Source organism: Salinicola sp. MIT1003 (assembly GCF_001858555.1).
GTDB lineage: Bacteria > Pseudomonadota > Gammaproteobacteria > Pseudomonadales > Halomonadaceae > Salinicola > Salinicola salarius.
Genome location: NZ_MCAP01000002.1, coordinates 13,176 through 36,802, shown reverse-complemented (window position 1 = coordinate 36,802; position 23,627 = coordinate 13,176). Strand labels below are relative to the sequence as shown.

At 63.9% G+C, this 23,627-nt stretch carries 21 protein-coding genes; 6 read left to right on the top strand and 15 right to left on the bottom strand.

Annotated features, from left to right (window positions below):
• Positions 1 to 11: 11 nt before the first annotated feature.
• Positions 12 to 944, top strand: coding sequence for an oxygen-dependent coproporphyrinogen oxidase (gene hemF, locus BC443_RS00765; protein ID WP_071229928.1), 933 nt, complete (start codon positions 12 to 14; stop codon positions 942 to 944).
• Positions 941 to 1,753 (top strand): shikimate dehydrogenase, encoded by an 813-nt coding sequence (gene aroE, locus BC443_RS00760; protein ID WP_071229927.1) that lies wholly within the window; start codon positions 941 to 943, stop codon positions 1,751 to 1,753. The genes hemF and aroE overlap by 4 nt, the downstream gene beginning before the upstream one ends.
• A gap of 333 nt (positions 1,754 to 2,086) precedes the next feature.
• Here the strand turns inward: aroE and BC443_RS00755 are convergent, their stop codons facing one another.
• On the bottom strand, positions 2,087 to 2,893 hold the full coding sequence (locus BC443_RS00755) for a M48 family metallopeptidase (RefSeq protein WP_071230006.1): 807 nt from the start codon (positions 2,891 to 2,893) through the stop codon (positions 2,087 to 2,089).
• Positions 2,894 to 3,009: 116 nt separating this feature from the next.
• A complete protein-coding gene (locus BC443_RS00750; RefSeq protein WP_071229926.1) occupies positions 3,010 to 3,633 on the bottom strand; it encodes a hypothetical protein in 624 nt (207 codons plus the stop codon).
• Positions 3,634 to 3,873: 240 nt separating this feature from the next.
• On the opposite strand from BC443_RS00750, the gene BC443_RS00745 reads away from it, so the two are divergent.
• The 4 genes from BC443_RS00745 to BC443_RS00730 all read left to right on the top strand — a co-directional run bounded on the left by BC443_RS00745 (position 3,874) and on the right by BC443_RS00730 (position 10,273).
• A complete protein-coding gene (locus BC443_RS00745; RefSeq protein ID WP_071229925.1) occupies positions 3,874 to 4,746 on the top strand; it encodes an ATP-binding protein in 873 nt (290 codons plus the stop codon).
• 71 nt (positions 4,747 to 4,817) lie between these two features.
• Positions 4,818 to 8,282 (top strand): ATP-binding protein, encoded by a 3,465-nt coding sequence (locus BC443_RS00740; RefSeq protein WP_071229924.1) that lies wholly within the window; start codon positions 4,818 to 4,820, stop codon positions 8,280 to 8,282.
• Between the two features lies 1 nt (position 8,283).
• Positions 8,284 to 8,670, top strand: a complete 387-nt coding sequence (locus BC443_RS00735; RefSeq protein WP_071229923.1) for a response regulator — start codon at positions 8,284 to 8,286, stop codon at positions 8,668 to 8,670.
• Complete coding sequence (locus BC443_RS00730; RefSeq protein WP_071229922.1) at positions 8,663 to 10,273, top strand: diguanylate cyclase; 1,611 nt, start codon at positions 8,663 to 8,665, stop codon at positions 10,271 to 10,273. The genes BC443_RS00735 and BC443_RS00730 overlap by 8 nt, the downstream gene beginning before the upstream one ends.
• 58 nt (positions 10,274 to 10,331) lie before the next feature.
• On the opposite strand, the gene der is transcribed toward BC443_RS00730, so the two are convergent.
• The 13 genes from der to BC443_RS00665 form a co-directional block, all read right to left on the bottom strand.
• Entirely contained in the window at positions 10,332 to 11,741 is a 1,410-nt protein-coding gene (der, locus tag BC443_RS00725) for a ribosome biogenesis GTPase Der (RefSeq protein WP_071229921.1), read from the bottom strand.
• A gap of 189 nt (positions 11,742 to 11,930) precedes the next feature.
• Positions 11,931 to 13,097 (bottom strand): outer membrane protein assembly factor BamB, encoded by a 1,167-nt coding sequence (bamB, locus tag BC443_RS00720; protein WP_071229920.1) that lies wholly within the window; start codon positions 13,095 to 13,097, stop codon positions 11,931 to 11,933.
• On the bottom strand, positions 13,097 to 13,753 hold the full coding sequence (locus BC443_RS00715) for a tetratricopeptide repeat protein (RefSeq protein WP_071229919.1): 657 nt from the start codon (positions 13,751 to 13,753) through the stop codon (positions 13,097 to 13,099). The genes bamB and BC443_RS00715 overlap by 1 nt, the downstream gene beginning before the upstream one ends.
• A gap of 105 nt (positions 13,754 to 13,858) precedes the next feature.
• On the bottom strand, positions 13,859 to 15,136 hold the full coding sequence (gene hisS, locus BC443_RS00710) for a histidine--tRNA ligase (protein ID WP_083387129.1): 1,278 nt from the start codon (positions 15,134 to 15,136) through the stop codon (positions 13,859 to 13,861).
• A gap of 165 nt (positions 15,137 to 15,301) precedes the next feature.
• On the bottom strand, positions 15,302 to 16,417 hold the full coding sequence (gene ispG / locus BC443_RS00705; protein ID WP_071229918.1) for a flavodoxin-dependent (E)-4-hydroxy-3-methylbut-2-enyl-diphosphate synthase: 1,116 nt from the start codon (positions 16,415 to 16,417) through the stop codon (positions 15,302 to 15,304).
• A gap of 8 nt (positions 16,418 to 16,425) precedes the next feature.
• A complete protein-coding gene (locus BC443_RS00700; RefSeq protein WP_244179762.1) occupies positions 16,426 to 17,475 on the bottom strand; it encodes a RodZ domain-containing protein in 1,050 nt (349 codons plus the stop codon).
• Between the two features lie 59 nt (positions 17,476 to 17,534).
• Positions 17,535 to 18,272 carry a type IV pilus biogenesis/stability protein PilW gene (gene pilW / locus BC443_RS00695; RefSeq protein WP_071229917.1) on the bottom strand — a complete coding sequence of 246 codons (738 nt, stop codon included), beginning with the start codon at positions 18,270 to 18,272 and terminating at the stop codon, positions 17,535 to 17,537.
• 192 nt (positions 18,273 to 18,464) lie between these two features.
• Positions 18,465 to 19,598 carry a 23S rRNA (adenine(2503)-C(2))-methyltransferase RlmN gene (rlmN, locus tag BC443_RS00690; RefSeq protein ID WP_071229916.1) on the bottom strand — a complete coding sequence of 378 codons (1,134 nt, stop codon included), beginning with the start codon at positions 19,596 to 19,598 and terminating at the stop codon, positions 18,465 to 18,467.
• 82 nt (positions 19,599 to 19,680) lie between these two features.
• The gene (gene ndk, locus BC443_RS00685; protein ID WP_071229915.1) at positions 19,681 to 20,109 is read right to left on the bottom strand and encodes a nucleoside-diphosphate kinase; all 429 of its coding nucleotides are present in this window, start codon (positions 20,107 to 20,109) and stop codon (positions 19,681 to 19,683) included.
• Between the two features lie 302 nt (positions 20,110 to 20,411).
• Entirely contained in the window at positions 20,412 to 20,738 is a 327-nt protein-coding gene (locus BC443_RS00680) for an iron-sulfur cluster assembly accessory protein (protein WP_071229914.1), read from the bottom strand.
• 44 nt (positions 20,739 to 20,782) lie between these two features.
• Positions 20,783 to 21,958, bottom strand: a complete 1,176-nt coding sequence (locus BC443_RS00675) for an aminotransferase class V-fold PLP-dependent enzyme (protein ID WP_071229913.1) — start codon at positions 21,956 to 21,958, stop codon at positions 20,783 to 20,785.
• A 156-nt stretch (positions 21,959 to 22,114) separates the two neighbouring features.
• A complete protein-coding gene (gene iscR, locus BC443_RS00670; RefSeq protein ID WP_071229912.1) occupies positions 22,115 to 22,597 on the bottom strand; it encodes a Fe-S cluster assembly transcriptional regulator IscR in 483 nt (160 codons plus the stop codon).
• A gap of 183 nt (positions 22,598 to 22,780) precedes the next feature.
• Positions 22,781 to 23,563: an RNA methyltransferase gene (locus tag BC443_RS00665; protein WP_071229911.1), complete on the bottom strand. Its 783-nt coding sequence runs from the start codon at positions 23,561 to 23,563 to the stop codon at positions 22,781 to 22,783.
• Between the last annotated feature and the right edge of the window lie 64 nt (positions 23,564 to 23,627).

Below are 23,627 nucleotides of genomic sequence, written 5' to 3'. Positions count from 1 at the left end.
GAACGACGACCGTGGCACATCCGCATCTCGAACGCGTCAAGGGCTATCTGCTTACCCTGCAGGACTCACTCTGCGACTCGCTGGCCGAGCTCGATGGCGGGGAACGCTTCCGCGAGGAGACCTGGGACCGCCCCGAAGGCGGTGGCGGGCGGTCGCGGGTGATCGAAGAGGGCGCGCTGTTCGAGAAAGGGGGCGTCAATTTCTCCCACGTCTACGGCGAGAAACTGCCGCCCTCGGCAACCGCGGCGCGCCCCGAGCTGGCAGGCCGCAGCTTCCATGCGGTCGGCGTCTCCTGGGTGCTGCATCCCCGCAATCCGCACGTGCCGACCGTCCACGGCAACGTGCGTTTCTTCATTGCCGACAAGCCGGGCGAGGAGCCGGTATGGTGGTTCGGCGGCGGCTACGACCTGACGCCCTACTATCCCTATCTTGAGGATGTCCAGCATTGGCATCGGGTTGCCAAGGCGGCCTGCGATCCTTTCGGCGAAGCGGTCTATCCCCGCTTCAAGGCCTGGTGCGACGACTATTTCTTCCTCAAGCATCGCGACGAGACCCGTGGGGTCGGCGGGCTGTTCTTCGATGATCTCAACGAATGGTCGTTCGAGGAGTGCTTCGCTTTCCAGCGCTCGGTCGGCGACAGTTTCGTCGATGCCTTCGGGCCGATTGCCCAGCGCCGGCGCGATACGCCGTTCGGCGAGCGCGAGCGGGAATTCCAGTCCTATCGACGCGGTCGCTACGTCGAGTTCAATCTGGTGTGGGACCGAGGTACCCTGTTCGGCCTGCAGAGCGGCGGGCGCACCGAGTCGATTCTGATGTCGATGCCGCCGCTGGCCCGCTGGCAGTACCAGTGGGCGCCGCAGCCCGGTTCCGAAGAGGCTCGGCTGCTCGCCTATCTCCAGCCCCATGACTGGCTGAATACGCCGGAGGAACAACTGTCGACATGACCGACCGCTACGCCGTTTTCGGCAACCCCATCGGGCACTCCAGATCACCGCGGATCCATGCCGCGTTCGCCGAGCAGACCGGCGAAGCCATCGACTACACCGCGATCGAAGCGCCGGTCGCGGATTTCGCGGGGGCTTGGCGTGCCTTCGTCGAGGCCGACGGCCGGGGCGCCAACGTGACGGTGCCGTTCAAGCAGGAAGCCTTCGCGCTGGCGGAAGTGCTCTCGCCACGGGCCAGACAGGCCGGGGCGGTGAATACGTTGATGCTGGGTCATGATGGCAAGGTCTACGGCGATACCACCGACGGCGTGGGATTGGTTCGGGATCTCGAGGCTCATGCCGCGCCCCTGGCGGGCGCTCGCGTGCTGCTGCTCGGTGCCGGAGGCGCTTCACGCGGCGTGATCGAGCCGCTGCTGGAAGCGGGTGTCGCATCGCTGACGGCCGCCAACCGCACCGTGGCCAAGGCCGAGGCACTGGCGGCCCTGTTTGCCGATAAAGGCCAGGTGTCCGGATGCGGCTTCGAGGACGTGGCGGGGCCGTTCGACCTGGTGATCAACGCCACCAGCGCCAGCCTGGCCGGCGATCTGCCGCCACTGCCAACGGGGATTTTCGCGGCCGACGGGCTGGCCTACGACATGATGTATGCCGTCGAGCCGACCGTGTTTCTGCGCTGGGCGGCAGAGCAGGGCGCGCGGTCGGTCGACGGGCTCGGCATGCTGATCGAGCAGGCCGCTGAATCCTTCTGGCTGTGGCGTCAGGTGCGCCCGGATACCGCACCGCTGCGGGAGATGCTGCGGCGGGAATTGTAACTTGGGTTTCGGTAAAGCAACGAATTCCAGCAGAGTCAGCTTACCACTGTCCGAGTCTCAACGATCCTCTTGCTCGTGATTGCGAGGGGCAAGCCCCTCGCGCTCCCCTTTTTTAACGCCACAGACGGCGAAACCCTGAACGCCAATCGCCCGTGCTCGGGTCGGCGCGAAAGGGCATCCTGCCCAACGCGCCTCTTGCGTCATCCATGACGCAAGACCCGGCACGAGCGACCGTCGTCCAGCGCCGTCTGGAAGGCGTCATTGGGTGGCGGATTCAAGCCTATCGGTTCTACCTGCCAGCAACCTGTCCCGCAGATGCTGACAGGAGGGGCGTTAAACCTTGCAGCTGGGCCGCTTGCCTTCGGCCTTGGCCTGCTCATAGCGTGGCTGGGCTTCATCGAGGCGACTGCGCAGACCTTCCATGCGTTGGCTGTTGCTGGGGTGGGTGGACATCCAGGCCGGCGGTTCGCCCTGGCTGTTGGCAGACATGTTCTGCCACAGCTGCAGGCTGGCGCTGGGGTCGAAGCCGGCATCGGCCATCAGGTCCAGCCCGACCAGATCCGCTTCCGACTCCTGCTGGCGCGAGAAGGGCAGGATGACGCCGTACTGTGCGCCGGCACCCAACAGCCCCATGACCTGCTCGCCCCCGGCGCCTTCGAGGCCGGCAACGGTCTGCAGTATCGAAAGCCCGCTCTGCGTCGCAGCCTGGGTGGAGACCCGCTCGTTGGCGTGGTGTGCCAGCACGTGGCCGACTTCATGGCCGATGACCGCGGCGAGTTGATCCTGGTTGGTGGCGACATCGAGCAGGCCAGTGTTGACACCGATGTAGCCGCCGGGCAAGGCGAAGGCGTTGGCGGTATCGTCCTTGAACACCTTCACTTCCCACTCGGAGATGCCGGCGCTGGCGGGCACTTCGGCGGTGATCGCCTTGGCCACGCACTGCACGTAGGTTGCCTGGGCACCGCTGACCGTGGGCAGCTCCTGCTCGTACTGCGCGAAACTCTGCTCGCCCATCTGGGCCAACTCATCGTCGGAGTAGAACGCCAGCTGGTTGCGCCCCAGCGGCGACGTGCTGCAGGCGCTGAGCAGCGCGGCAAGGCCGAGGGCGCCGATCACCCGGCGCGAAGGTTTTCCTGACATGAGAGGCTTCGAATCTTCCATGATGGTCTCCAAGATCTGCCTGAATCGTATGTTGTCGGGGTGGTTGGCCGAGACGGGGCATCGATTGGCACAAGATACCCGGCCTGTCGGGGCGGTCAACCGTCCACCGGCACGGTATCTGGTGCGGACGTGGTCTGCTCGCCGATGTCGAGGATCAGTGTCGGTGCGGTGACGATGCCGTCGAGCGCTGCGGGCAAGGTCGGTGTCAGCGACAGCTGGCTGCCTGCCGGCAGTTCGCCGCGACGACTGAGCTGGCGGGCGAGCGAAAGCAGCGACGAGACGCGCTCGGCGCGGGAAGCCAGGGCATCGATACCGGCCGGTTCGAGTGCCACGGGAAGCGTGACGGTGGCCGGTTCACCGCCCTGCAACTGGATCGGCTCGTCGACTTCGCCGCTGGCGGGTTCGGCGCCCGGCACCTGCAACTGCCAATCGAAGCCCTGCAGCTCGATCGGCGGCGCGCTGGCGGGCAATGTCATGGCGAGGGGAAGATCAATATTGACCGGCAGGCCGGCCAGCGCGAGTCCGGAGCTCAAGAGCGTGAGTTCGTCGATATCTTCCAGGCCGGGCGAAAAGTGGTAGTTCCCGATACGGACGTTTTCAACACCCATCGAGGAAAGGGCGATCCGCCCCAGCATGAAGCCGACCTGCGGCAGCGCCAGGCAACCGCCCAGCAAGGACACCAACATCAGCGCGATGAACGGGCGGGAACGAGACGGCATCGCCTCTCTCCTTGAAATTAGCGGCGGTCGGGAAAGGGTGGTGAAGCGGCGGTGCATGGAAACATCCTGCGTCGAGTCCGGGGTGCTGCAAGAGCCCCCGCGACTGGACCCACGGAACCAACCGGCACAAGATACGCTGTTTCCGGCAATCCGCAATCGTCACGAATGACGATCTTCAGCGCTGTTTCATGAGGTTGCCGGTATGGTCTCGATCGTGAATGTCAATGAGGAGAGTGGAAGATGGATGGTGATCTGGCGCTACGTTTGAGCCGCCTGCTGGACCGTGTCGAGGGGTGGTTGCCGGAGCAGTCGCCAGCGGTCGACTGGAGTCGCGATATCGCAGCGCTATGGCAGTCTCACCCGCTCGGTGGGCAACTGGTGGCGGTATCGCCCCGCGACGGGGTTCGGCTCGATGATCTGATCGGCGTCGAGCGTCAGAAACGTGCCCTGCTCGACAACACCCGCGCCTTTCTCAAGGGCTATCCTGCCAACCACGCCTTGCTGTGGGGCGCGCGCGGCAGCGGCAAGTCCTCGATGGTTCGTGCCTTGCTCAACACGCTGGCCGGTGAAGGGCTGCGCTTGATTCAGGTCGATCGCCACGACCTGGTGGCGTTGCCGATCCTGGTGCAGCGCCTGCGCGACCGGCCAGAGCGCTTTGTCGTCTATTGCGACGATCTCTCTTTCGAAGGCAGCGACGATGCCTACAAGGCATTGAAGAGCGTGCTCGATGGCACGCTGACCGGGCCGCCGGAAAACGTGCTGCTGTACGCGACCTCCAACCGTCGGCATCTGCTGCCGGAATCCATGGCCGACAACCAGGAAACCCACCTGGTCGATGGCGAACTCCACCATGGCGATGCCGTGGAAGAGAAGATCTCGCTGTCGGATCGCTTCGGCCTGTGGCTCGCCTTTCATCCGTTCAGTCAGCAGGCCTATCTCGAGACCTGCCAGCACTGGGTCGCTCATCTGGCCGGCGAGGGCGCGTGGAGCGAGGAGGCCCGCGCCGAAGCCGTTCGCTACGCCACCCTGCGCGGCGTGCGCAGCGGCCGGGCGGCGTGGCAATTCGCCTGTCAGTGGGTCGGTTCGCAGTCTATTCGGCTAACCACGGAATAGTCGAATGGGTTACCTTCATGAAAAAGCATGAGTTCCTCGACCCATGCCGACTTTCATGAGGGGAGGAAGCAGTGAAACTCTCGCGCTTGCCGATATTGCTGATTCTGTTGGGCAGTGCCCTGTTGACGCTGTTCTTTGGCTGGATGCTGTTCCAGGCGCTGCACAACGACCGTGTCGCGTTCGAGCGGGATCTCGAATTTCAGTCTCAGGAACAGGGCATTACAGTCAGTGCGGCGCGCGGCGGGCTGGAGCGGCGCGTAGAAACGCTGGTTTCGACGCTCGCCGCCAGCCCGGCGATTCGTTCCAGGCTGGCAAGAGTCGCCGAGGCCGATTCTGAAGAAGAGCTCGAGCCACTGCGGCGTCGTCTAAGTGAGGATATCAAGCCCTACTGGCAGGCGCTCGAAGCGGGAAGCGCCCTGGAGCTGAAAGTCTTCTCGATGACCGGTGACGAGCTTCAGCTGCTGCTGAGCATGGCGCCGTCGAACGTGCCGGGAGCGGGGCAGGATGACAGCGGCTACCTGCGGCAACAGAGCCTGACTCTTCAGCGGCCTACTGTGGGCATCGAATACAATGGCGAGCGGGCGACCACCGTGGGCGTCTCTCCCGTACTGGCGCCGGTCGCCGACGGCGCGATGCCTCGCGTGGTCGGCCTGCTTGAGCTGGAGTTCGGGGTCGTGCCCAATGTCGACGGGCTGGCGCAGCAACTAAACAGCGACGTTGCCATTCTCTTTCGCGGCGCGGATGAGGACCCAGGCTGGTGGGTGAACCAGAGTTCCCAGGCGCTGCTCAAGGGCTGGCTGCAGCAGCGGCGGTTGCCAGTGATGGAAGGCGATCATACGCTGCTGGAAGGCGGCAACGGCCGGCATTACCTGCTGACGCTGCTACCTTTGAGTCAGACGGGGCGCGAGAGCGAAGCTCCGGTAGCAGCCGTCGCGATCTGGAAAGATGTCACCACTCAGCTTGAACATCGCCGTGACCTGATCGCCAATACCTGGATGCGCTGGGGCGTGGCGTGGCTGATTGCCGAGTCCTGCCTGGTGTTGTTGCTGTGGGGAACGCGGCGCGCCACGCGGGACACGATGCTGCGACATCAGCAGCGCCTGGAGAGCCAGAAGAAGACCCTGGAGTCGCTGAATCAGCGGCTCGAGGCTCAGAAGGAGACGCTGGAAACGCTCAACGACATCGCGGCGTTGCAGGAATCCTCCTTTCTCGATCTGGTGGAAAAGGCGCTGGAGGTCGCCGCCAAACACCTTTCCATGCCTTTTGCCATTGCCAACCGTATCGAAGGCAACGACTGCCTGCTCGAGGCCGCCTACGCCTCGGATCGGCGTTTCGTATCGGGACAACAATTGATAACCGGCGAGACGTTTTGCGAGTTGACGATGGCCAAGGATGACATCCTGGCTATCGCCGATGCCGACGCCGAGGGGTTTGACGATCATCCAAGCCGCCGCTGTTACGCCCTGAAGAGCTATATTGGGACGCCCATCTGGGTGCATGGAAAGCGCTATGGTGCGCTGGCCTTCAGCAGCGACCAGGCACGTTCGCGGCCGTTCGATGAGGTCGACGAGGAGTTCGTGCGTTTGCTGGCCCGCTGGATCGGCGCCACCCTGATGCGCTGGCGTGAAGCGCAGTCGCGTGAAGAGCTCAGCCAGCGGTTACGCAAGATTGCGTCGCAGACGCCGGGAATGATTTATCAGTACCGGATCGACGCTGAAGGGCGGGCCTCGTTTCCCTATGCCAGCGATGCCATCAAGACATTTTACGAGATGACGCCCGAGCAGGCGGCCGAGGACTCGTTGGCGGCAATCGATATGATCCTCGAGGAAGATCGACCCAGAGTTCTCGAATCGATCGCCAAGTCCAAGGAGGAACTCACCCCCTGGCATTGTGAATATCGCGTCCAGCATTCGGATGGTCGTATCACCTGGCTGGCCGGCCAGTCGATCCCCGAGCGCGAGGCGGATGGCGGCACCATATGGCATGGCTTCCTGCACGATATTTCCGAGCGCAAGCGTGACGAGCGGTTGAAGACAGAGTTTATCTCCACCGTCAGCCACGAGCTGCGCACGCCCTTGACCTCGATTTCCGGCGCGCTGGGTCTGATCCAGGGCGGAGCCCTCGGAACGCCGCCGGAAACCATGCGAGGCATGCTCGCCACGGCCCACAACAATGCGCAGCGTCTGATTCTGCTGATCAACGATCTGCTCGACATGGAGAAGCTGGTAGCGGGCAAGATGGCGTTCCAGATGCAGGAGCAGCCGCTGATGCCGCTGATCGATCAGGCCATCGAATCCAATCAGGCGTACGCCGCTCAGTTCCGCGCGCAGCTCGTGATCACCGAGCGGCTGGATGACGCCGGGGTCAATGTCGACGCCATGCGTCTCCAGCAGGTGATGAGCAACCTGCTTTCCAACGCTGCCAAATTCTCTCCGCCGGATATGCAGGTCGAGGTCCGTGTCGAGTCAATCGCCGATCGCGTTCGCATCAGCGTGATCGACAGCGGGCCGGGAATACCCGAAGAGTTCCACGAGCGCATTTTCCAGAAATTTTCCCAGGCGGACGCCTCGAGCACGCGAAAGCAGGGCGGTACCGGGCTCGGGCTCGCGATTACCCGCGAACTCGTCGAGCGCATGCGTGGATCGATCAACTTCTTCTCGGAGCCCGGACACGGCGCCTGCTTCTTCGTCGAGCTGCCGTGTTTCGATCTGCCCCAAGAGGCCATGGATCAGGTATCGACCCCCGAGGTCGACGAAGTGGCCGAAGCCAGTTTCTCCGGTTCAAGGCTGCTGATCGTGGAAGACGACCCGGACACGGCGGCGCTGCTGGCCACGCTGGTGCGGCACTGGGGATATCGGGCCGAGGTTGCGCATACGATGAACGATGCGATGAAATGGCTCGAGCGCCGTAGCTTCGACGCCATCACCCTCGACCTGATGCTGCCCGACGGTAACGGCTTGACGCTGCTGCGCCAGTTGCGGGAGCAGCCGCAGACCCGGGACATTCCCGTGCTGGTGGTATCGGCGACCGCGGAGGAGGGGCAACTGGAGATTGGCGGTCGGCTGGAAGCGGTGAACTGGCTGGTCAAGCCTTTCGATGAGCAGCGCCTGTCGAGCGTGCTTCGCAGTTCGCTGAGTCTGCGACCGCCACGCGAACGCATCCTGCACATCGAAAGCGACCCCGAACTGTCCCATCGTGTCGCCGGGCAGGTCGCGTCGAGCATGACCCTGGATGTGGCCCGTTCACTGCAGGAAGCCCGCTATCTGCTCGACAGCAATGAGTACGGATTGATTTCGCTGGATCTGACGGCCTCGCGGGGCCCGGGTTGGGAGGTCATTCCGCTGTTGAGTCAATTGGTCCAGCAGCCGGCCGTCGTCATTCTGTCCGAAGAAGCGTTGGCGCCGACCTTGCTGGGGCGCGTGAAGACGGCGATTGCCAAGCCGGGGCTTTCGGCCGAGGCATTGAGGGAAGCGTTCGAGCGCCAGCTTCATGGCGCTGGAGCGTCGCCGGACGAGAATCAGGAGGAAGCTCGCTGAAATGAAACCCCTACAACGTATCCTGCACGTCGAGGACGATATCTCGATTCAGGAAGTGACCAAGCTGGCGCTAGAGGTCGTCGGCGGACTCGAAGTCACGAGCTGCGACGATGGTCAGACGGCAATCGCCCGCGCCCACGAGTGGCAGCCGGATCTGGTTCTGCTCGATGTCATGATGCCGGGGATCGACGGACCCACGACCCTGGCAAAACTCCGCGAACAGCCCTCCACGCAGTCGATCCCGGTAGTGTTCATGACTGCCAAGGTCCAGCCCAGCGAGATCGAGCACTATCTTTCCATCGGTGCGCTGGATGTCTTGATCAAGCCCTTCGATCCAATGACGCTGGCGGAACAGTTGCGCAAGATCTGGGAGCATTCGCATGACTGATGTCGACGTCCAGGCACGGCTGGCGGCACTGCGCGAGCAATACGGCCGCCGGCTACGGGACGATCTGCAGACGATGATGGCGCAGACCCGGGAGCTGAGCGAACACCAGACTGCGGTCAAGGCCGACTCTCTCGAAACGCTGCGCCAGGGGCTGCATCGTATGGCGGGTTCCGCCGGTACCTTCGGCTATGCGGCTTTGAGCCAGGACGCTCGCGAGATGGAGGTATGGCTGCAGACGTTGATCGAGGGCAGTAGCCAGCCGACGCTCCAGATGTTGACGGCGCTCCACGACCGTGTGTCGAACAGCTACCGAAACCTGGAGCGCATGCAGATAGCGGGTGTGACCGAGCCCGACGACAGCCATCCGCTGGCCAGCGGCGAGCGAGCGATACGGGTTGCCGTGCTGGCCGATGGCGATACCGGTGAGCTGATGCGCTCGTTGAGCGGGTTCGGTTACGAGTGTCGCGATCTCGACGCTCGGGAGATCGGCGCCGATTGGCGGCCGGATATCGCTATCGTCGACACCGCCAAGGTGGAAGACGACGTCTGGAAGCCGGCCGTTGGAGCGATTCCCGAGGCGGCGTTGATCGTGCTGAGCGCCGCCGGCGACTTCGAGACACGCCTGGACGCCGTTCGCAATGGCGCGCAGGGATTCTTCATGCATCCAGTGGACGTGCCCTCGCTGGAGCACCGCTTGCGGTATTTGATCAACCTGCCCCAGCAGGATCCCTATCGGGTCCTGATCGTCGACGACGACATCGAGCTGGCCGAGCATTTCCGGCTGACGCTGAAACAGGCCGGCATCGAGTCCCGGGTGATCAGCGATCCCCGCGATGTCTTGATCGGGCTGCGGGACATCGTGCCGGATCTGGTGCTGATCGATATCAACATGCCGGGCTGCTCCGGGCCGGAACTGGCTCGTATCATTCGCTTCGATGACGACTGGCTGAAGATCCCGCTCATCTACCTTTCGGCCGAGTCGAACGTCCATCGCCAGGCCCAGGCACTGGCCCAGGCGGGAGACGATTTCCTGGTCAAGCCCATTGGGGACATGGCGCTGGTTTCCGCGGTCACAGCGCGAGCACAGCGATCCCGTCAGCTCAGCATGGCGTTGGCTCGCGACGGGCTCACCGGCCTGATCAAGCATCTGGCAATCAAGGAGTTGATCGAACTCGAGGTGGCACGCAGCCAGAGGACGCAGGCGAGCGCCTGTGTCGTGATGATCGATATCGATCGCTTCAAGTCGATCAATGATACCTATGGCCATGGCACCGGCGACTATGTCATTCGCCTGCTGGCCAACCTGCTACGCCAGCGCCTGCGCCGGGTAGACCATGTCGGACGCTACGGCGGCGAGGAGTTCGTTGCCGTGCTGCCATCCTGTCAATTGGAGAACGCGCGCGAAACTATCGAACGCATTCGAATCAGCTTTTCCCAGCTCGAATGCGTGGCGGCGGACGAGGTCTTTCACGCGACGTTCAGCGCTGGCGTTGCCAGCACCCGGGAGTGGCCGAACGCCGAGGCGCTGCTCGAGGCTGCCGACAAGGCGATGTACGAAGCCAAGCAGGCCGGACGCAATCAGACCCGGATAGCCACGCCTTGACACCCTGCGCGGCTGGCCGCCGTGCGACGGAATACGGTGCCCCCGTCGGGCACCCTCGTCAGCGCCCGCGGCGGTTCTTGCGCGCCTCGCGGGTCCGGCTCAGCTGCCGTCCACGCGCCTTTTCGCGATCGCTGGCGCCGGCCTGATTGTCGTAGGGGTTGTTGCCGGAACGGAATTCGAAGCGAATCGGCGTGCCACGCACCTTCAATACCTTGCGGAAGGTATTGGTCAGATAGCGCCTGTAGGCTTCCGGCAGGGACGATGTCTGGTTGCCATGAACGACGATGATCGGCGGGTTGCTGCCGCCCTGGTGCGCCATGCGCAGCTTGGGGCGACGGCCATGGATCATCGGCGGCTGATGCTCGCTGACCGCATCCTGCAGGATCGAGGTCAGGCGGTTGGTCGACCAGTGGCTGTTGGCACTGTCGAACGCCTTGTCGACCGACTTGTAGAGATCGCCCACGCCGGTGCCGTGCAGCGCCGAGATGAAGTGCAGCTCGGCATAGTCGGCGAATCCCAGGCGGCGCTTGATGTCGGAGCGCATCTTGTCTCGCGCTTCGCTTTCCAGGCCGTCCCACTTGTTGACCGCCAGCACCAGCGCGCGGCCGCTGCTGAGGACGTAGTCCAGCAGGTGCAGATCCTGCTCCACCAGGCCGGTACGCGCATCCAGCACCATGATCGCGACATGGCACTCCTTGATCGCTTCCAGCGTCTTGATGATCGAGAACTTCTCGGCGATCAGGCTGACGTTCTTGCGACGCCTTACGCCGGCGGTATCGACCAGCACGTAGGGCTTGCCGCGGCGTTCGAAGGGAATCTCGATGGCGTCGCGGGTGGTGCCGGCTTCGTCGAACACGACCACGCGGTCCTCTCCCAGCATCCGGTTGACCAGTGTCGACTTGCCGACATTGGGGCGACCGATGACGCCGATATGAATGCCGGGATGATTGCCGGCGGGGCCGGCGTCCGGGTCACGCTCCGGGAAGGGCGCCAGCACTTCGTCGATCAGCGTGGTGACGTTACGTCCATGCGCTGCGGCGATCGGGTGCGGGTCGCCCAGACCCAGCGCCCAGAAGTCGGCCATTGCGGTCTGCTCTTCGAGCCCGTCGGTCTTGTTGACTACCAGCCAGGTTTTCTTCTGGTTTACGCGCAGGTGGTTGGCGATCGCCTGATCGGCCGGCATCAAGCCCGCACGCCCGTCGACCATGAACAGCACGATATCCGCCTCGTCGATAGCGGTCAGGGACTGCTCCGCCATGGCCGCGTCGATGCCTTGTTCGTCACCGCTGATGCCGCCGGTATCGATGACGGTGTAGGTCTTGTCGCCGAGCTGGCCGCTGCCGTACTTGCGGTCGCGGGTCAGACCGGGGAAATCGGCCACCAGTGCATCGCGGGTGCGTGTCAGGCGGTTGAAAAGCGTCGACTTGCCGACGTTGGGTCGGCCAACCAGGGCGATAACGGGATTCATGGCGATTCGCAAAAGGGCGGTGACAAGGTGGACGATCGGAGGGAGGGGTCGGGTGACCCGGTACGATCGATGCTAATAGCCCGGCATTCTAGCATGCGAGAAGCGCGAAGTCCGAACCTCTCGATATCGCCTTCCATAACGCCATCGGCCCCGCCGAGGCGGGGCCGATGAGCCATCACCCGATGCCGATCAATTCCGGTCGGAAAGCGTCTCGAGGTCGTAGGCGACGAGGGTGCCGTCGTTGCTCAGCGCGTAGATGCGCTGATTGCCGGTCAACAGCGGCAGCGTCAGCCCATCACCGCCGATCTCTACCCGTCCATTCATTTCGCCGGTCGAGGCGTCGATGAGATGGATATAGCCATCGTAGTCGCCCACCACGATGTTGCCGTCGACGAACGAGGGCGCGGTCAGCGAGCGGCCTTCGAGGGTGTCGGAATCCCACATTACCCGGCCGGTGTCGGCCTCGATCGCGATGACGTGGCTCGCTTCGTTGACCGTGAACAGGTAGTTGCCGACCACCAGCGGGGTCAGATAGCTGGACTCTTCATGCTCCCACAGCACCTTGCCGGAAGTGGCTTCCAGCGCCAGCAGGCGGCCGTTGTAGCTGGTCACGAACAGGCGCCCGTCCTGGGTCAGCACCGGCTGGCCGTCGAGATCGACGAGCTGGTCGACTTCGGTACGGCCCTTGGGAACGGCGACGCGCATGTCCCACAGCGGCTGACCGCTACGGTTGTCCAGCGTCACCAGGCGGCCGTTGGCGAACCCGGCAAAGGAGACCGGCTCGATGACACGGGGCGCGCCGGTGCCGCGCAGGGTCAATGCCGGCTGGGAGCTGGAGTAGACCCACTGCTCGTTGCCATTCAGGCGGTCGAGCGCGGTGACGGCGCCATCGACGCTCTGCACCACGACCAGTTCGCTGTTGACCTGGGGAGCGGCCAGCACTTCGCTGGAGACCCGTGATTTCCAGTCGATGCTGCCGTCCCCGCGATCGATGGCCAGCACTTCGCCGTTGCGGGTGCCGATATAGAGACGGCTGCTGTCGGCGCCGATGCCGCTGGAGATAGGCGTGCCCAGCTCGACCTCCCACTGGGTTTCGCCACTGTCGGTGTCGATGGCGTGCAGGTCACCGGTTTGGTCGACGGCGTAAAGGGTGCCGCTATCGACGAGGGGGGTGAGCGGATAGCGGGCGCGGCCCAGGCCTTCGCCGATTCCCTGGTCCCAGCGCTCGTCGAGGCTGACCTTGGGCGTGAAGTCCTGGAGTTCCTTGGGCGGATACTGCGGCTCGACGCTGCCGGCGCAGCCGGCCAGCAGTGTCGCGGTCAACCCCAGCGGCAGAAGTAGGTGAGTCAATTTCATCAGGTGGCGTCCTCCGCACCGAGATCGTCTAGCTTGAGCTGCAGGCCGTAAAGGGTCTGGTCGGCATCCTGCGCCAGACTCTGCGCCTGCTGGTAGGCGTTACGCGCATCCTCGGGGCGTTCGAGCGCGACGTAGGCATCACCGAGCACATTCTGGCGCTGCGCTTCCAGTGCGCTCGGCACGCTCTCCTCGAGGGTCGTCAGGGCGGTTTTTGCATCGTCGCCGGCAATCTGCAGGCGTGCGAGATCGATGCGCGCCAGGCTCTGCATGTAGGGGCGGTCACTGTTGGCGACGACATCGTTCAGCGCCTGGCGGGCGCGTTCGTTGTCTTCGGCATTGATCGCGATCTTGGCTTCCAGTAGGCCGGCCAGATCGGCATAGAGCGTATCGCCGTGGTCGCTCTGCAGGCCGTCGGCCAGGTCGAACGCCTGGGTGCGGGCGTTGTCGTCGAGGGTGTCGCTGCTGGCGATCGCGATCAGCTGCTGGTAGGCATTGGAGGCCTCGGCGGATTGGCCTTCCTGGTAACGCTGCCACGCCTGCCAGCCGAACACGCCGGCCGCGGCGATGACGATGCCCACCAGCAGGGCGCTTCCGTTGGACTTCCACCACTGTTTGATCGCGTCCAGCTGCTCTTCTTCGGTCCTAAGCTCCGCCACGGGCGGTCTCCTTACACTATTGACTACGAGCTACGAGCTACGAGCTACGAGCTACGAGCTACGAGCTACGAGCTACGAGCTACGGTTAGCGCCAGCGTCGGGGCGCTATGAAAGCCGTGCGAGCCAGGCGATGGCGTCGTCCAGCTCGAGTGTCTGTTGTTCGCTGTCGTCACGCAGTGGCTTCAGCGTCAGCCGGCCCTTGGCGATTTCGTCCTCGCCGAGAATCAGCGCTACCCGGGCGCCGCTGCGATCGGCACGCCGGATCTGGCTCTTGAAGCTACCGCCGCCGCAGTGTACCTGAAGCCGCAGCGCGGGCAGAGCGTCACGCAGGCGCTCGCCCAGCAGCAGCGCCTCGCGCTCGGCGGCATCGCCCATCGCCAGCAGGTAGGCATCGGCACCGCCCTTGGCATCTTCGGGGATCAGATCGAGGGTTTCCAGCAGCAGCATGAGGCGCTCGAGACCGATGGCGAAGCCGACGCCCGGTGTCGGCTTGCCGCCGAGCTGTTCGACCAGGCCGTCGTAGCGCCCGCCACCGCAGACCGTGCCCTGGCTGCCAAGTGCAGTGGTGGTCCACTCGAATACGGTACGCGAGTAGTAGTCGAGACCGCGTACCAGTCGAGGGTTGATGCGGTAGCCGATACCGGCGGCATCCAGCGTCGACTTCAGCTGCTCGAAATGCACCCGGGACTCCTCGTCGAGGTGATCCAGCAGTTGCGGTGCCCCGGCGAGCATGTCCGCCATGTCCGGATTCTTGGAGTCCAGGATCCGCAGCGGGTTGGTCTTCAGCCGCCGTTGCGAATCTTCGTCGAGAATCTCGCGATGGGACTCGAAGTAGGCGACCAGGGAGTCTCGATAGTCCGCCCGGGCTTCCGGCGAGCCCAGCGAATTGAGCTCGAGCGTCACGTGCTCGGACATGCCGAGCTGACGCCACAGGCGGGCGGACAGCAGAATGATCTCGGCGTCGATATCGGGCCCGGTCATGCCGTAAGCCTCGATACCGATCTGGTGGAACTGGCGATAGCGGCCTTTCTGCGGGCGCTCGTAGCGGAACATCGGCCCCATGTACCACAGCCGCTGCGTCTGGTTGTGCAGCAGGCCGTGCTCCATGGCGGCGCGCACGACGGCGGCAGTGTTTTCCGGGCGCAGTGTCAGGCTTTCGCCGTTGCGGTCGTCGAAGGTGTACATCTCCTTCTCGACCACGTCGGTCGCTTCGCCGATGGAGCGGGCGAAGAGCGCGGTCTGCTCGACGATCGGCGTGCGGATCTCGCGATAATCGTAACGGTCCACCAGCGAGCGTAGCTGCCGCTCGACGTACTGCCATGCGGGGGATTGATCCGGCAGCAGATCGTTCATGCCGCGAATGGCTTGTATTTTGTTGCTCAACTGATACTCCTGCCTATAACAGAACGCCGCAGGCAGCCTGCCTGGGCGCTCGTCGGTGACTCTCTGTTTGTGGATCGCGAGGTGCCAAGCCTCACGGGAATTCCGTCACGCTTCGCCTGCGCGCGCTTTCTTGCTCCACGTACACTCAAGCTTCGCGCGCACTTGCTAGGCTTCTCGTGCAATCAGGTCGCCGGCGCGGTTCTCTTTCTCTTGGGCCTTGGCGCGGATCAACGCTTCGAGATCGTCGACCAGATGATCGTTGCGCAGCTTGCTGGCCGGCTTGCCATCGATGTAGACCAGATTGGCCGGGCTGCCGCCGGTGAGGCCGATGTCGGTTTCCTTGGCTTCACCGGGGCCGTTGACCACGCAGCCGATGACCGAGACGTCGAGCGGCGTCATGATGTCTTCGAGACGCTCCTCGAGCGCGTTCATGGTCGCGATGACGTCGAAATTCTGGCGCGAGCAGCTGGGGCAGGCAATGAAGTTGATGCCCTTGGCGCGCAGCTTCAGGCTCTTCAACATATCGAAGCCGACCTTGATCTCCTCGACCGGATCGGCGGCCAGCGAGACGCGAATCGTATCGCCGATGCCATCCATCAGCAGCATTCCCAGACCGATGGAGGACTTCACCGTACCGGAACGCAGGCCGCCGGCTTCGGTGATGCCCAGATGCAGCGGCTGTTCGATCTGCTTGGCCAGCAGCCGGTAGGCCGACACGGCCATGAACACGTCGCTGGCCTTGACGCTGACCTTGAAGTCGGGGAAATCGAGCCGGTCGAGATGGTCGATGTGGCGCATGGCCGACTCGACCAGCGCTTCCGGGGTCGGTTCGCCGTATTTCTTCTGCAGATCCTTTTCCAGCGAACCGGCGTTGACGCCGATGCGGATCGGGATGCCGTGATGGCGAGCGGCGTCGACCACGGCTCGAACGCGATCTTCGCGGCCGATGTTGCCGGGGTTGATGCGCAGACAGTCGACACCGAGCTCGGCCACCCGCAGGGCGATCTTGTAGTCGAAGTGAATGTCGGCCACCAGCGGAACGCTGACCTGACGCTTGATCTTGCCGAACGCTTCGGCGGCGTCCATGTCCGGCACCGAGACACGCACGATGTCGGCACCGGCCTGCTGCAGACGCTGGATCTGCGCCACGGTGGCGGCGACATCATTGGTGTCGGTGTTGGTCATGCTCTGTACGGCGATAGGGGCGCCGCCGCCGACAGGCACATGGCCGACATGGATTTGTCGAGAAAGACGGCGGGTGATCGGAGATGGCGTATGCATGGCGCTTCTCAGTCTCCCAGGGTGAAGCGGGCAACGTTGTTGCCGCCCGTGTATTGACTCAGGTCGACCGATTCTCCGCGGTATTCCAGCGTCACGCCACTGGCATTGCCGATGGTCAGGCGGAAGGGCGGTTCACCCTCGGCGCTGGCCTGGCTGCCGGCGGACTGCAGGCCGCTGAAGATCCGGTCGTCGTTGGCATCATAGATCTCGGTCCATGACTCTTGGTTGAAAGTCAGGGAGAGCGTGTCGTCGTTAGTCGCAACCGGAGTCGCTGTATCTGTCGCTGCGGCGTCTTCGGACGGTGCCGAAGTCACGTCGTCCGCCACCGAGCCGACCTGCTCGGCCTGACGAGCGTCGGCATCCGGGGGCGTCGTCTCCGCGGATGCGGAGACGCCGGAGTCGGTCGGTTCGGTGTCGCCACTCGCGAGGCTGGCGTCCGATGACATCGAACCATCGGCGTCGAACGAAGGCGTGTCCTGCCGAGTGGGCGTCGGCGGTAGCTGGGTATCGGTGTTGGGTGTCATCACGGTGCTATCGGAACCAGCGGCATCCGCATTGGCGTCGTTGCCGTTCAGGCGATCGACGGCAATCGGACTGTCGTCGCTGCCGCCACCGAAGATCTCGTTGCCTTCCCGGCTCTGCCACCAGAGCAGCGTCAGCGCGATCAGGCCGACGATCACCAGCAGAGTGAACAGGCGGAATATCCAGGCCCCGACGCGAGAGGGCGGGCGAGAGGTATGGACCGGCGATAGCTTGCGCTCCATGTCGCCGCGTCCGTGGGTGGCATCGTAGGCGCCGACGACCCGTGACGCGTCCATTCCCAGCAGGCGCGCGTAGGCACGCACATAGCCTCGCCGATAGGCGGCGATCGGGACCTGGTCGAATTGATCCTCTTCGATGCCGGTCACGACGATCGGACGCAAGTTCAACTGCAGCGCGACATCCTCGATGCTAAGTCCCTGGCGCTCGCGCTCGCGCTGGAGCATGTTTCCCGCCATCTCGCGGGAGGGGCTGAGAGCATCATGTTGCTTGTTCGATGATTCGTTCATTTCGCTCATGGGCGAAAATCCTTCTGATCTCTTCTCGAGCCGGGACTCGAGTACGGGGTCTGTTCGCCTCAGGAGCCGCCAAGCTGCTGACGATAAAAGGCGGCACGCGTCGAGTCGCCCTGGGCACTGGCGATATCGCTTGCCAGCTTCAGGCTCTCGGCATTGGTGCCGGCCACGGTGAAATAACGCTGCAAGCGTTCCCAGGCGCGTTCGTTGTTACCCTGCGTGTGATCGATGCGAGCCAATGCCAGCAGGCTACGCCCATTGCGCGCATCGATGTCGAGTGCGCGTTCGTAATATTGGCGAGCGGCAGTCGCATCGCCATGGGTCATCTCGCACTGGCCCAGGTTCGCGAAAAGCTGGGCCCTGTTGGTATAGGTAATGTCCTGGCTGGCGATACGCAGCTGTTCGCATGCTTTGGCATACTCACCGCGCTGATATAGCAGCGCCGCATAGTTGTTGCGGATGCGTGTCGCCTCGGAATCGGCTTTCAAGGCCTGCTGGAAGAAACGGTCAGCCAGCTCGAACTCCTGCTGACGTTGGTAGAGCAGCGCCAGACCTTCCAGTGCGCCACTATCGTTGGCGTCGAGGTCGAGCGCATGTTCCAGAGCCTGCTGCGCGCGGGGCAGGTTGTTCTCGGCGAGATAGGCCTTGCCCAGCCGCGTGTAGGCCGCCGCTGCATCTTCGGGGCTGTCCTGCTTCGGCCCGTTGGTCGAGACCGCCGTGGCGCAGCCGCTCAACAGACACACCACACCCATGGCGATACAGAACGACCGTATCGAATCAGGGCGAGTTTGGTGGGTCATGCGCGGCTCTCCCACGTTACGAGAAGACGACAGTCGGGTCGCGTCCCGAACAGCTGAAAACAAAGCGGTTTTGGGGTTCCCATCAAAGCGCCGCGTCGAGTCGAAGTCAAGGCGACAGCGGGCCGATTCGACGTCGATAGCGGTTCGACTCGTCGATTTCGGCGGCCCGATGCGAGGCCCGGCAGCCAGGTCTCAATCGGCATCCAGTTGAATCGACTGGATGTAGCGCTCGTGGCGGCGCGTTCGATCCTTTACCCGGCCGACCAGCTGGCCGCAGGCGGCGTCGATATCGTCGCCACGCGTGGTGCGCACCATGGCCGTGTGGCCGAGTTCGTAGAGCCAGCTCTGGAAGCGCATGACCTGGTTGCGCGACGGCTTCTCGTATCCCGAATGGGGGAACGGATTGAAGGGAATCAGGTTGATCTTGCAGGGCAAGTCGTCGAGCAGCGCGATGAGCTCCTGCGCATGCGCCTGCTGGTCGTTGACGTCCTTGATCAGGGTGTACTCGATGGTGATATGGCGCGCGTCGCCGCACTTGGCAAGATAGCGCTTGCAGGCATCGAGCAGCTTCTCGATGTTGTACTTGCGATTGAGCGGCACCAGCTCGTTGCGCAGTTCATCGTTCGCCGCATGCAGCGAGATCGCCAGGCTCACGTCGATATCGTCGCCCAGCTTGTCGATCATCGGCACCACGCCGGACGTGGAAAGCGTCACGCGGCGCTTGGAAAGGCCGTAGGCGTTGTCGTCGAGCATCAGCTTCATCGACGGCACCACGTTGTCGTAGTTGAGCAGGGGTTCGCCCATGCCCATCATTACCACGTTGGTGATCGCGCGGCGCCCATCCGGTGCGCTCATGCGGCCGCCGGCGCGCTGCTGGGCCACCCAGACCTGGCCGATGATCTCGGCGCTGGTCAGGTTGCGCTGAAAGCCCTGCTTGCCGGTGGAGCAGAAGCTGCAATCCAGCGAACAGCCCACCTGGGACGAGACGCACAGGGTACGCCGGCTGCCGCTGTCGGCCGGGATCAGTACCGTCTCGACATAGCTGCCGTCCTCGACTTCCAGTACCCACTTGCGAGTGCCGTCGCTGGAGGTGCCTTCGTAGACCACGCTCGGGCCACGGATCTCGGCATGTTCCGCCAGGCGGGCACGCAGCGGCTTGGAGAGGTTGGTCATCGACTCGAAGTCGTCGCAACCTTCCTGATGGATCCACTTCATGACCTGGGCGGCGCGGAATTTCTTCTCGCCCAGAGAGACGAAGAACGCCTCCATCTGTTCGCGAGAGAGCCCCAGTAGATTGGTGCGCGGAGTAGCGGTAGCAGCGCTCATAGCAACGGAATCGGCTCGAGGGTGGCAGGGCGTCCGAAGACGAGGATGACCGGCCGGCACGAATGGCCGGCCGGTCGACGAATCAGCTGCGCGAGCAGAGTTCGTCGTCGTTGAAGAAGTAGCTGATTTCGCGGGCGGCGGATTCCGGTGCATCGGAACCGTGCACGGCGTTGGCGTCGATGGAAGACGCAAAGTCGGCGCGAATGGTGCCCGGTGCGGCTTCCTTCGGGTTGGTCGCGCCCATCAGCTCGCGGTTCTTGGCGATCGCGCCTTCCCCTTCGAGCACCTGGACCATGACCGGACCGGAGGTCATGAAACCGACCAGATCGGCGAAGAAACCGCGCTCCTTGTGCTCGGCGTAGAAGCCTTCTGCCTGCTCCTTGGAGAGGTGGAGCATCTTGGCGCCAACGATCTGCAGGCCGGCTTTTTCGAAGCGGCTGTAGATATCGCCGATTGCGTTCTTGGCAACGGCATCGGGCTTGATGATGGAAAGCGTGCGCTCGGTGGCCATGACTTCGGTCTCCTGGCTTTAGTGAATCGATCGCGGTTGTCGCGAGCGGAAAATGAATGACTGAGATACGAGACGACGCGCCCCCGACGCCTCGTCTCGAAGCCTGGCTTCGAGGTCGATCGCATCGGCAGGTGGCGCGTCGCCCGGAATTCTCGTTGGCTGGCACGATGAGCGGTTTCGATCACCGTCGTGCCAGCCGCAAAATCGCGCCATTGTAGCGCAAGCCCGCGGCCGGCGCACCCTGGGCGGCACCAGCAAGGGGCGCCCGGCCATGGCGCGGACGGGGCGCTTCGAAGCGGCGTTCAGACGTTGAAGCTTTCGCCGCAGCCGCACTCGTCGGTCACGTTGGGGTTGTTGAAGCGGAAGAATCGATTGAGTCCTTCGCTGACGTAGTCGACCTCGGTGCCGTCGAGAATGGCCAGGGCTTCCCGGTCGACCAGCACCTTGACGCCGCGCTCCTCGAACGCGATGTCTTCGTCCCGCAGGTCATCGGCGATGTCCAGAACATAGCTGTAGCCGGAGCAGCCGCTCGGCTTGACCGCCACGCGCAGCCCCAGGCCGCCGCCGCGCTCCTCGAGGACATGGCGAATCTGGGTCGCGGCGGATTCACTGATCGTGATGTTTTGCATGGCATTTCTCCTTGCCGAAAATCGATGGCGCCGGGGCCATCGACCTAGCGATGATTCATGGCGGCTGTCGATGGCTGACGCAGTCCGCCAAGGGCGCGGCGGATGTCGGCCACGGCCGCATCGATCTCTTCTATGGTGGTGAAGCGGCCAAAACTAAAGCGTATCGAGGCGAGCGCCTGCAAATGAGGCACGCCGATACCCTTGAGAACGTAGGAGGGTTCCACGCTGGCCGAATTGCAGGCGGAGCCGGTGGAGACGGCCAGGCCACGCAGCGCCATCAACAGCGACTCGCCATCCACGCCATCGAAGGCGAGGTTGACGATATTGGGCACCGACTGTTCCAGCGGCGAATGGTTGTGTATGCCGCCGCAGTCGGCCAGGCCGTCGAGAAAACGCTGGCGCAGCGCACGAACACGCTCGCCGTCGGCTTCGCACTCGTCGCGTGCCAGCGCGAACGCTTCGCCCATGCCGACGATCTGGTGCGTCGGGAGCGTCCCTGACCGCATGCCGCGTTCGTGACCGCCGCCGTGGATCAAGGCCTCGATACGCAGGTCCGGGTCGCGGCGCACGTACAAGGCGCCGATACCCTTGGGGCCGTAGGCCTTGTGGGCGGAAAGGGACATCAAATCGATTCCCATGGCCTCGACATCCAGCGCCAGCCGGCCCGAGGCCTGGGCGGCGTCGACGTGAAAGCGCGCGCCGAATTCATGGGCCACGGCAGAGAGCGCGGTGAGATCGTTGACACTGCCCAGCTCGTTGTTGACCGCCATCAGCGAGACCAGCACGGTGTCCTGGCGCATCGCTCCGCGCAGTTGCTCGGGCGAGATGCGGCCGTCCGACCCTGGGGTCAGCCAGGTCACTTCGAAACCTTCCGTCTCCAGCGCCAGCGCGGTATCGACGATGGCCTTGTGCTCGATGATCGACGTCACTAGATGGCGCCCGCGGGCACGATTGGCGCGCATGAAGCCGGTCAGCGCCAGATTGTCCGCCTCGGTGGCGCCGGAGGTCCACACGATTTCGCGCGGATCGGCCGCGATCAGATCGGCGACCTGACGGCGGGCGTTTTCCACCGCCTGTTCGGCCAGCCAGCCGGGCATGTGGCTGCGCGATGCCGGGTTGGCGTAGACCCCATCCAGAGTCAGGTGTCGCATCATCTGCTCGGCCACACGTGGATCGGTCGGGGTGGTGGCGGCGTAATCGAGATAAATCGGAGCGCTCATGGCACGGTGGATCTCTGGCAATCGATCGAAATGGATTCGGCGGCGTCAGCTCGAAGCGTAGTCGTTTACGAGCTCGCCCGGAGCAACGACACGATGACTGGTGCAACGACACGATGAATGTGTAGCGATTCGGTGATCCGTGCACCGACATCGTGATCAGTGCGACGACACCGTGATCGTGGCGGCGTCGTCAGCGAACGAACGTACGTCGGGTTCGGGCCGGGCGGCGGCGCGGGCCTGTTCCCGGCGTACCAGCTCCTGCAGGCTGATATCGCTCAGGAAGCGCTGGATTTCGTCGGAGAGGTCGCACCACAGGTGATGCGTGATGCACTTGCTGCCCTGATGACAGTCCGCCTGGCCATGGCAGCGGGTGGCATCCACCGACTCGTTGACCGCATCGATCACGCCCGCTACCGAAATATCGGCGGGTGCTCTCCCCAGCAGGTAACCCCCGCCCGGGCCGCGCACGCTACTGACGAGCTTGGCGCGCCGCAGTCGTGCGAACAGCTGTTCCAGATAGGACAGCGAAATATCCTGACGCTTGGAAATATCCGCCAGACAGACCGGTCCCTGATCGGCGTTGAGAGCCAGATCGAGCATCGCGGTGACGGCGTAGCGCCCTTTGGTAGTCAAACGCATCGGCGGGTATCGGCTGTCGCTGCATCGGTAGCGGCATTATGGAAAAACCCAGTAACACGGTCAACCATTCTGCCGGCGATCGACGCTCGCTGTTTCGGCCACTGGCGTCTGCGGGGGGCGAGCGGCGTTACGCCGGAGCCGCCACGTCGACGTCTTGACGTTGTGGATGGTGCCCCGCGACAGTCAGGGCTTCTCCCGCAGCCGCTTGTCGATCGTGCCGAGAATGCCGCGCAGGATATTCATCTCCATCGAATCGAGATGGGCGCGCATGAAGAGCCGGCGCAGGCGGGCCATCAACTGGCGCGGGTTGTCCGGATCGTGGAATTCGATCGCCGTGAGCGTACTCTCGAGATGAGCGAAAAAGCGCTCCAGGTCGGCATGGGTGGCAGGCGGGTTGTCCCACGTCACGCCGAAGGGCAGGTCGGCCTCGCGGTCCGGCTCGGCAGCAGGAGTCGCCGAAGCGTCGTCCAGGGCGAGGAATGCCTGGCGACATTCGTAGGCGAGCACTTGCACGGCCGCGGCCAGATTCAGCGAGCTGAAGTCCGGGTTGGTCGGAATATGCACGTGCTGATGGCAGCGTTGCAGTTCGGCATTGGTCAGGCCGGTATCCTCTCGGCCGAATACCAGTGCGACCCGGGTGCCTTCGGGTGCCAGCGCCGCCGGCAGGCTCTCCGCCAGGGCTCGAGGAGTGACCATCGGCCACGGCAGATGGCGCGAGCGCGCGCTGGCGCCGACCACCAGCGTGCAGTCGGCAACGGCCTCTTCGAGTGCGTCGAATTGACGCGCAGCGTCGACGAGCGTGTTGGCCCCGGAGGCGCGCGAATAGGCGTCCTGGTCCCTGGGATCGCAGCGGGGCGTGACCAGGGCGAGATCCTCGAGACCCATGTTGCGCATGGCGCGGGCAGTGGCGCCGATGTTTCCGGGATGGCTGGTGCCGATGAGGACGATACGGATACGGTCGAGCATAAAGGCGGCTATCAGGGCTGTGGCAATCGGGAAAGCGCGCAGTCTAGCATGACTCGGCAAGCCT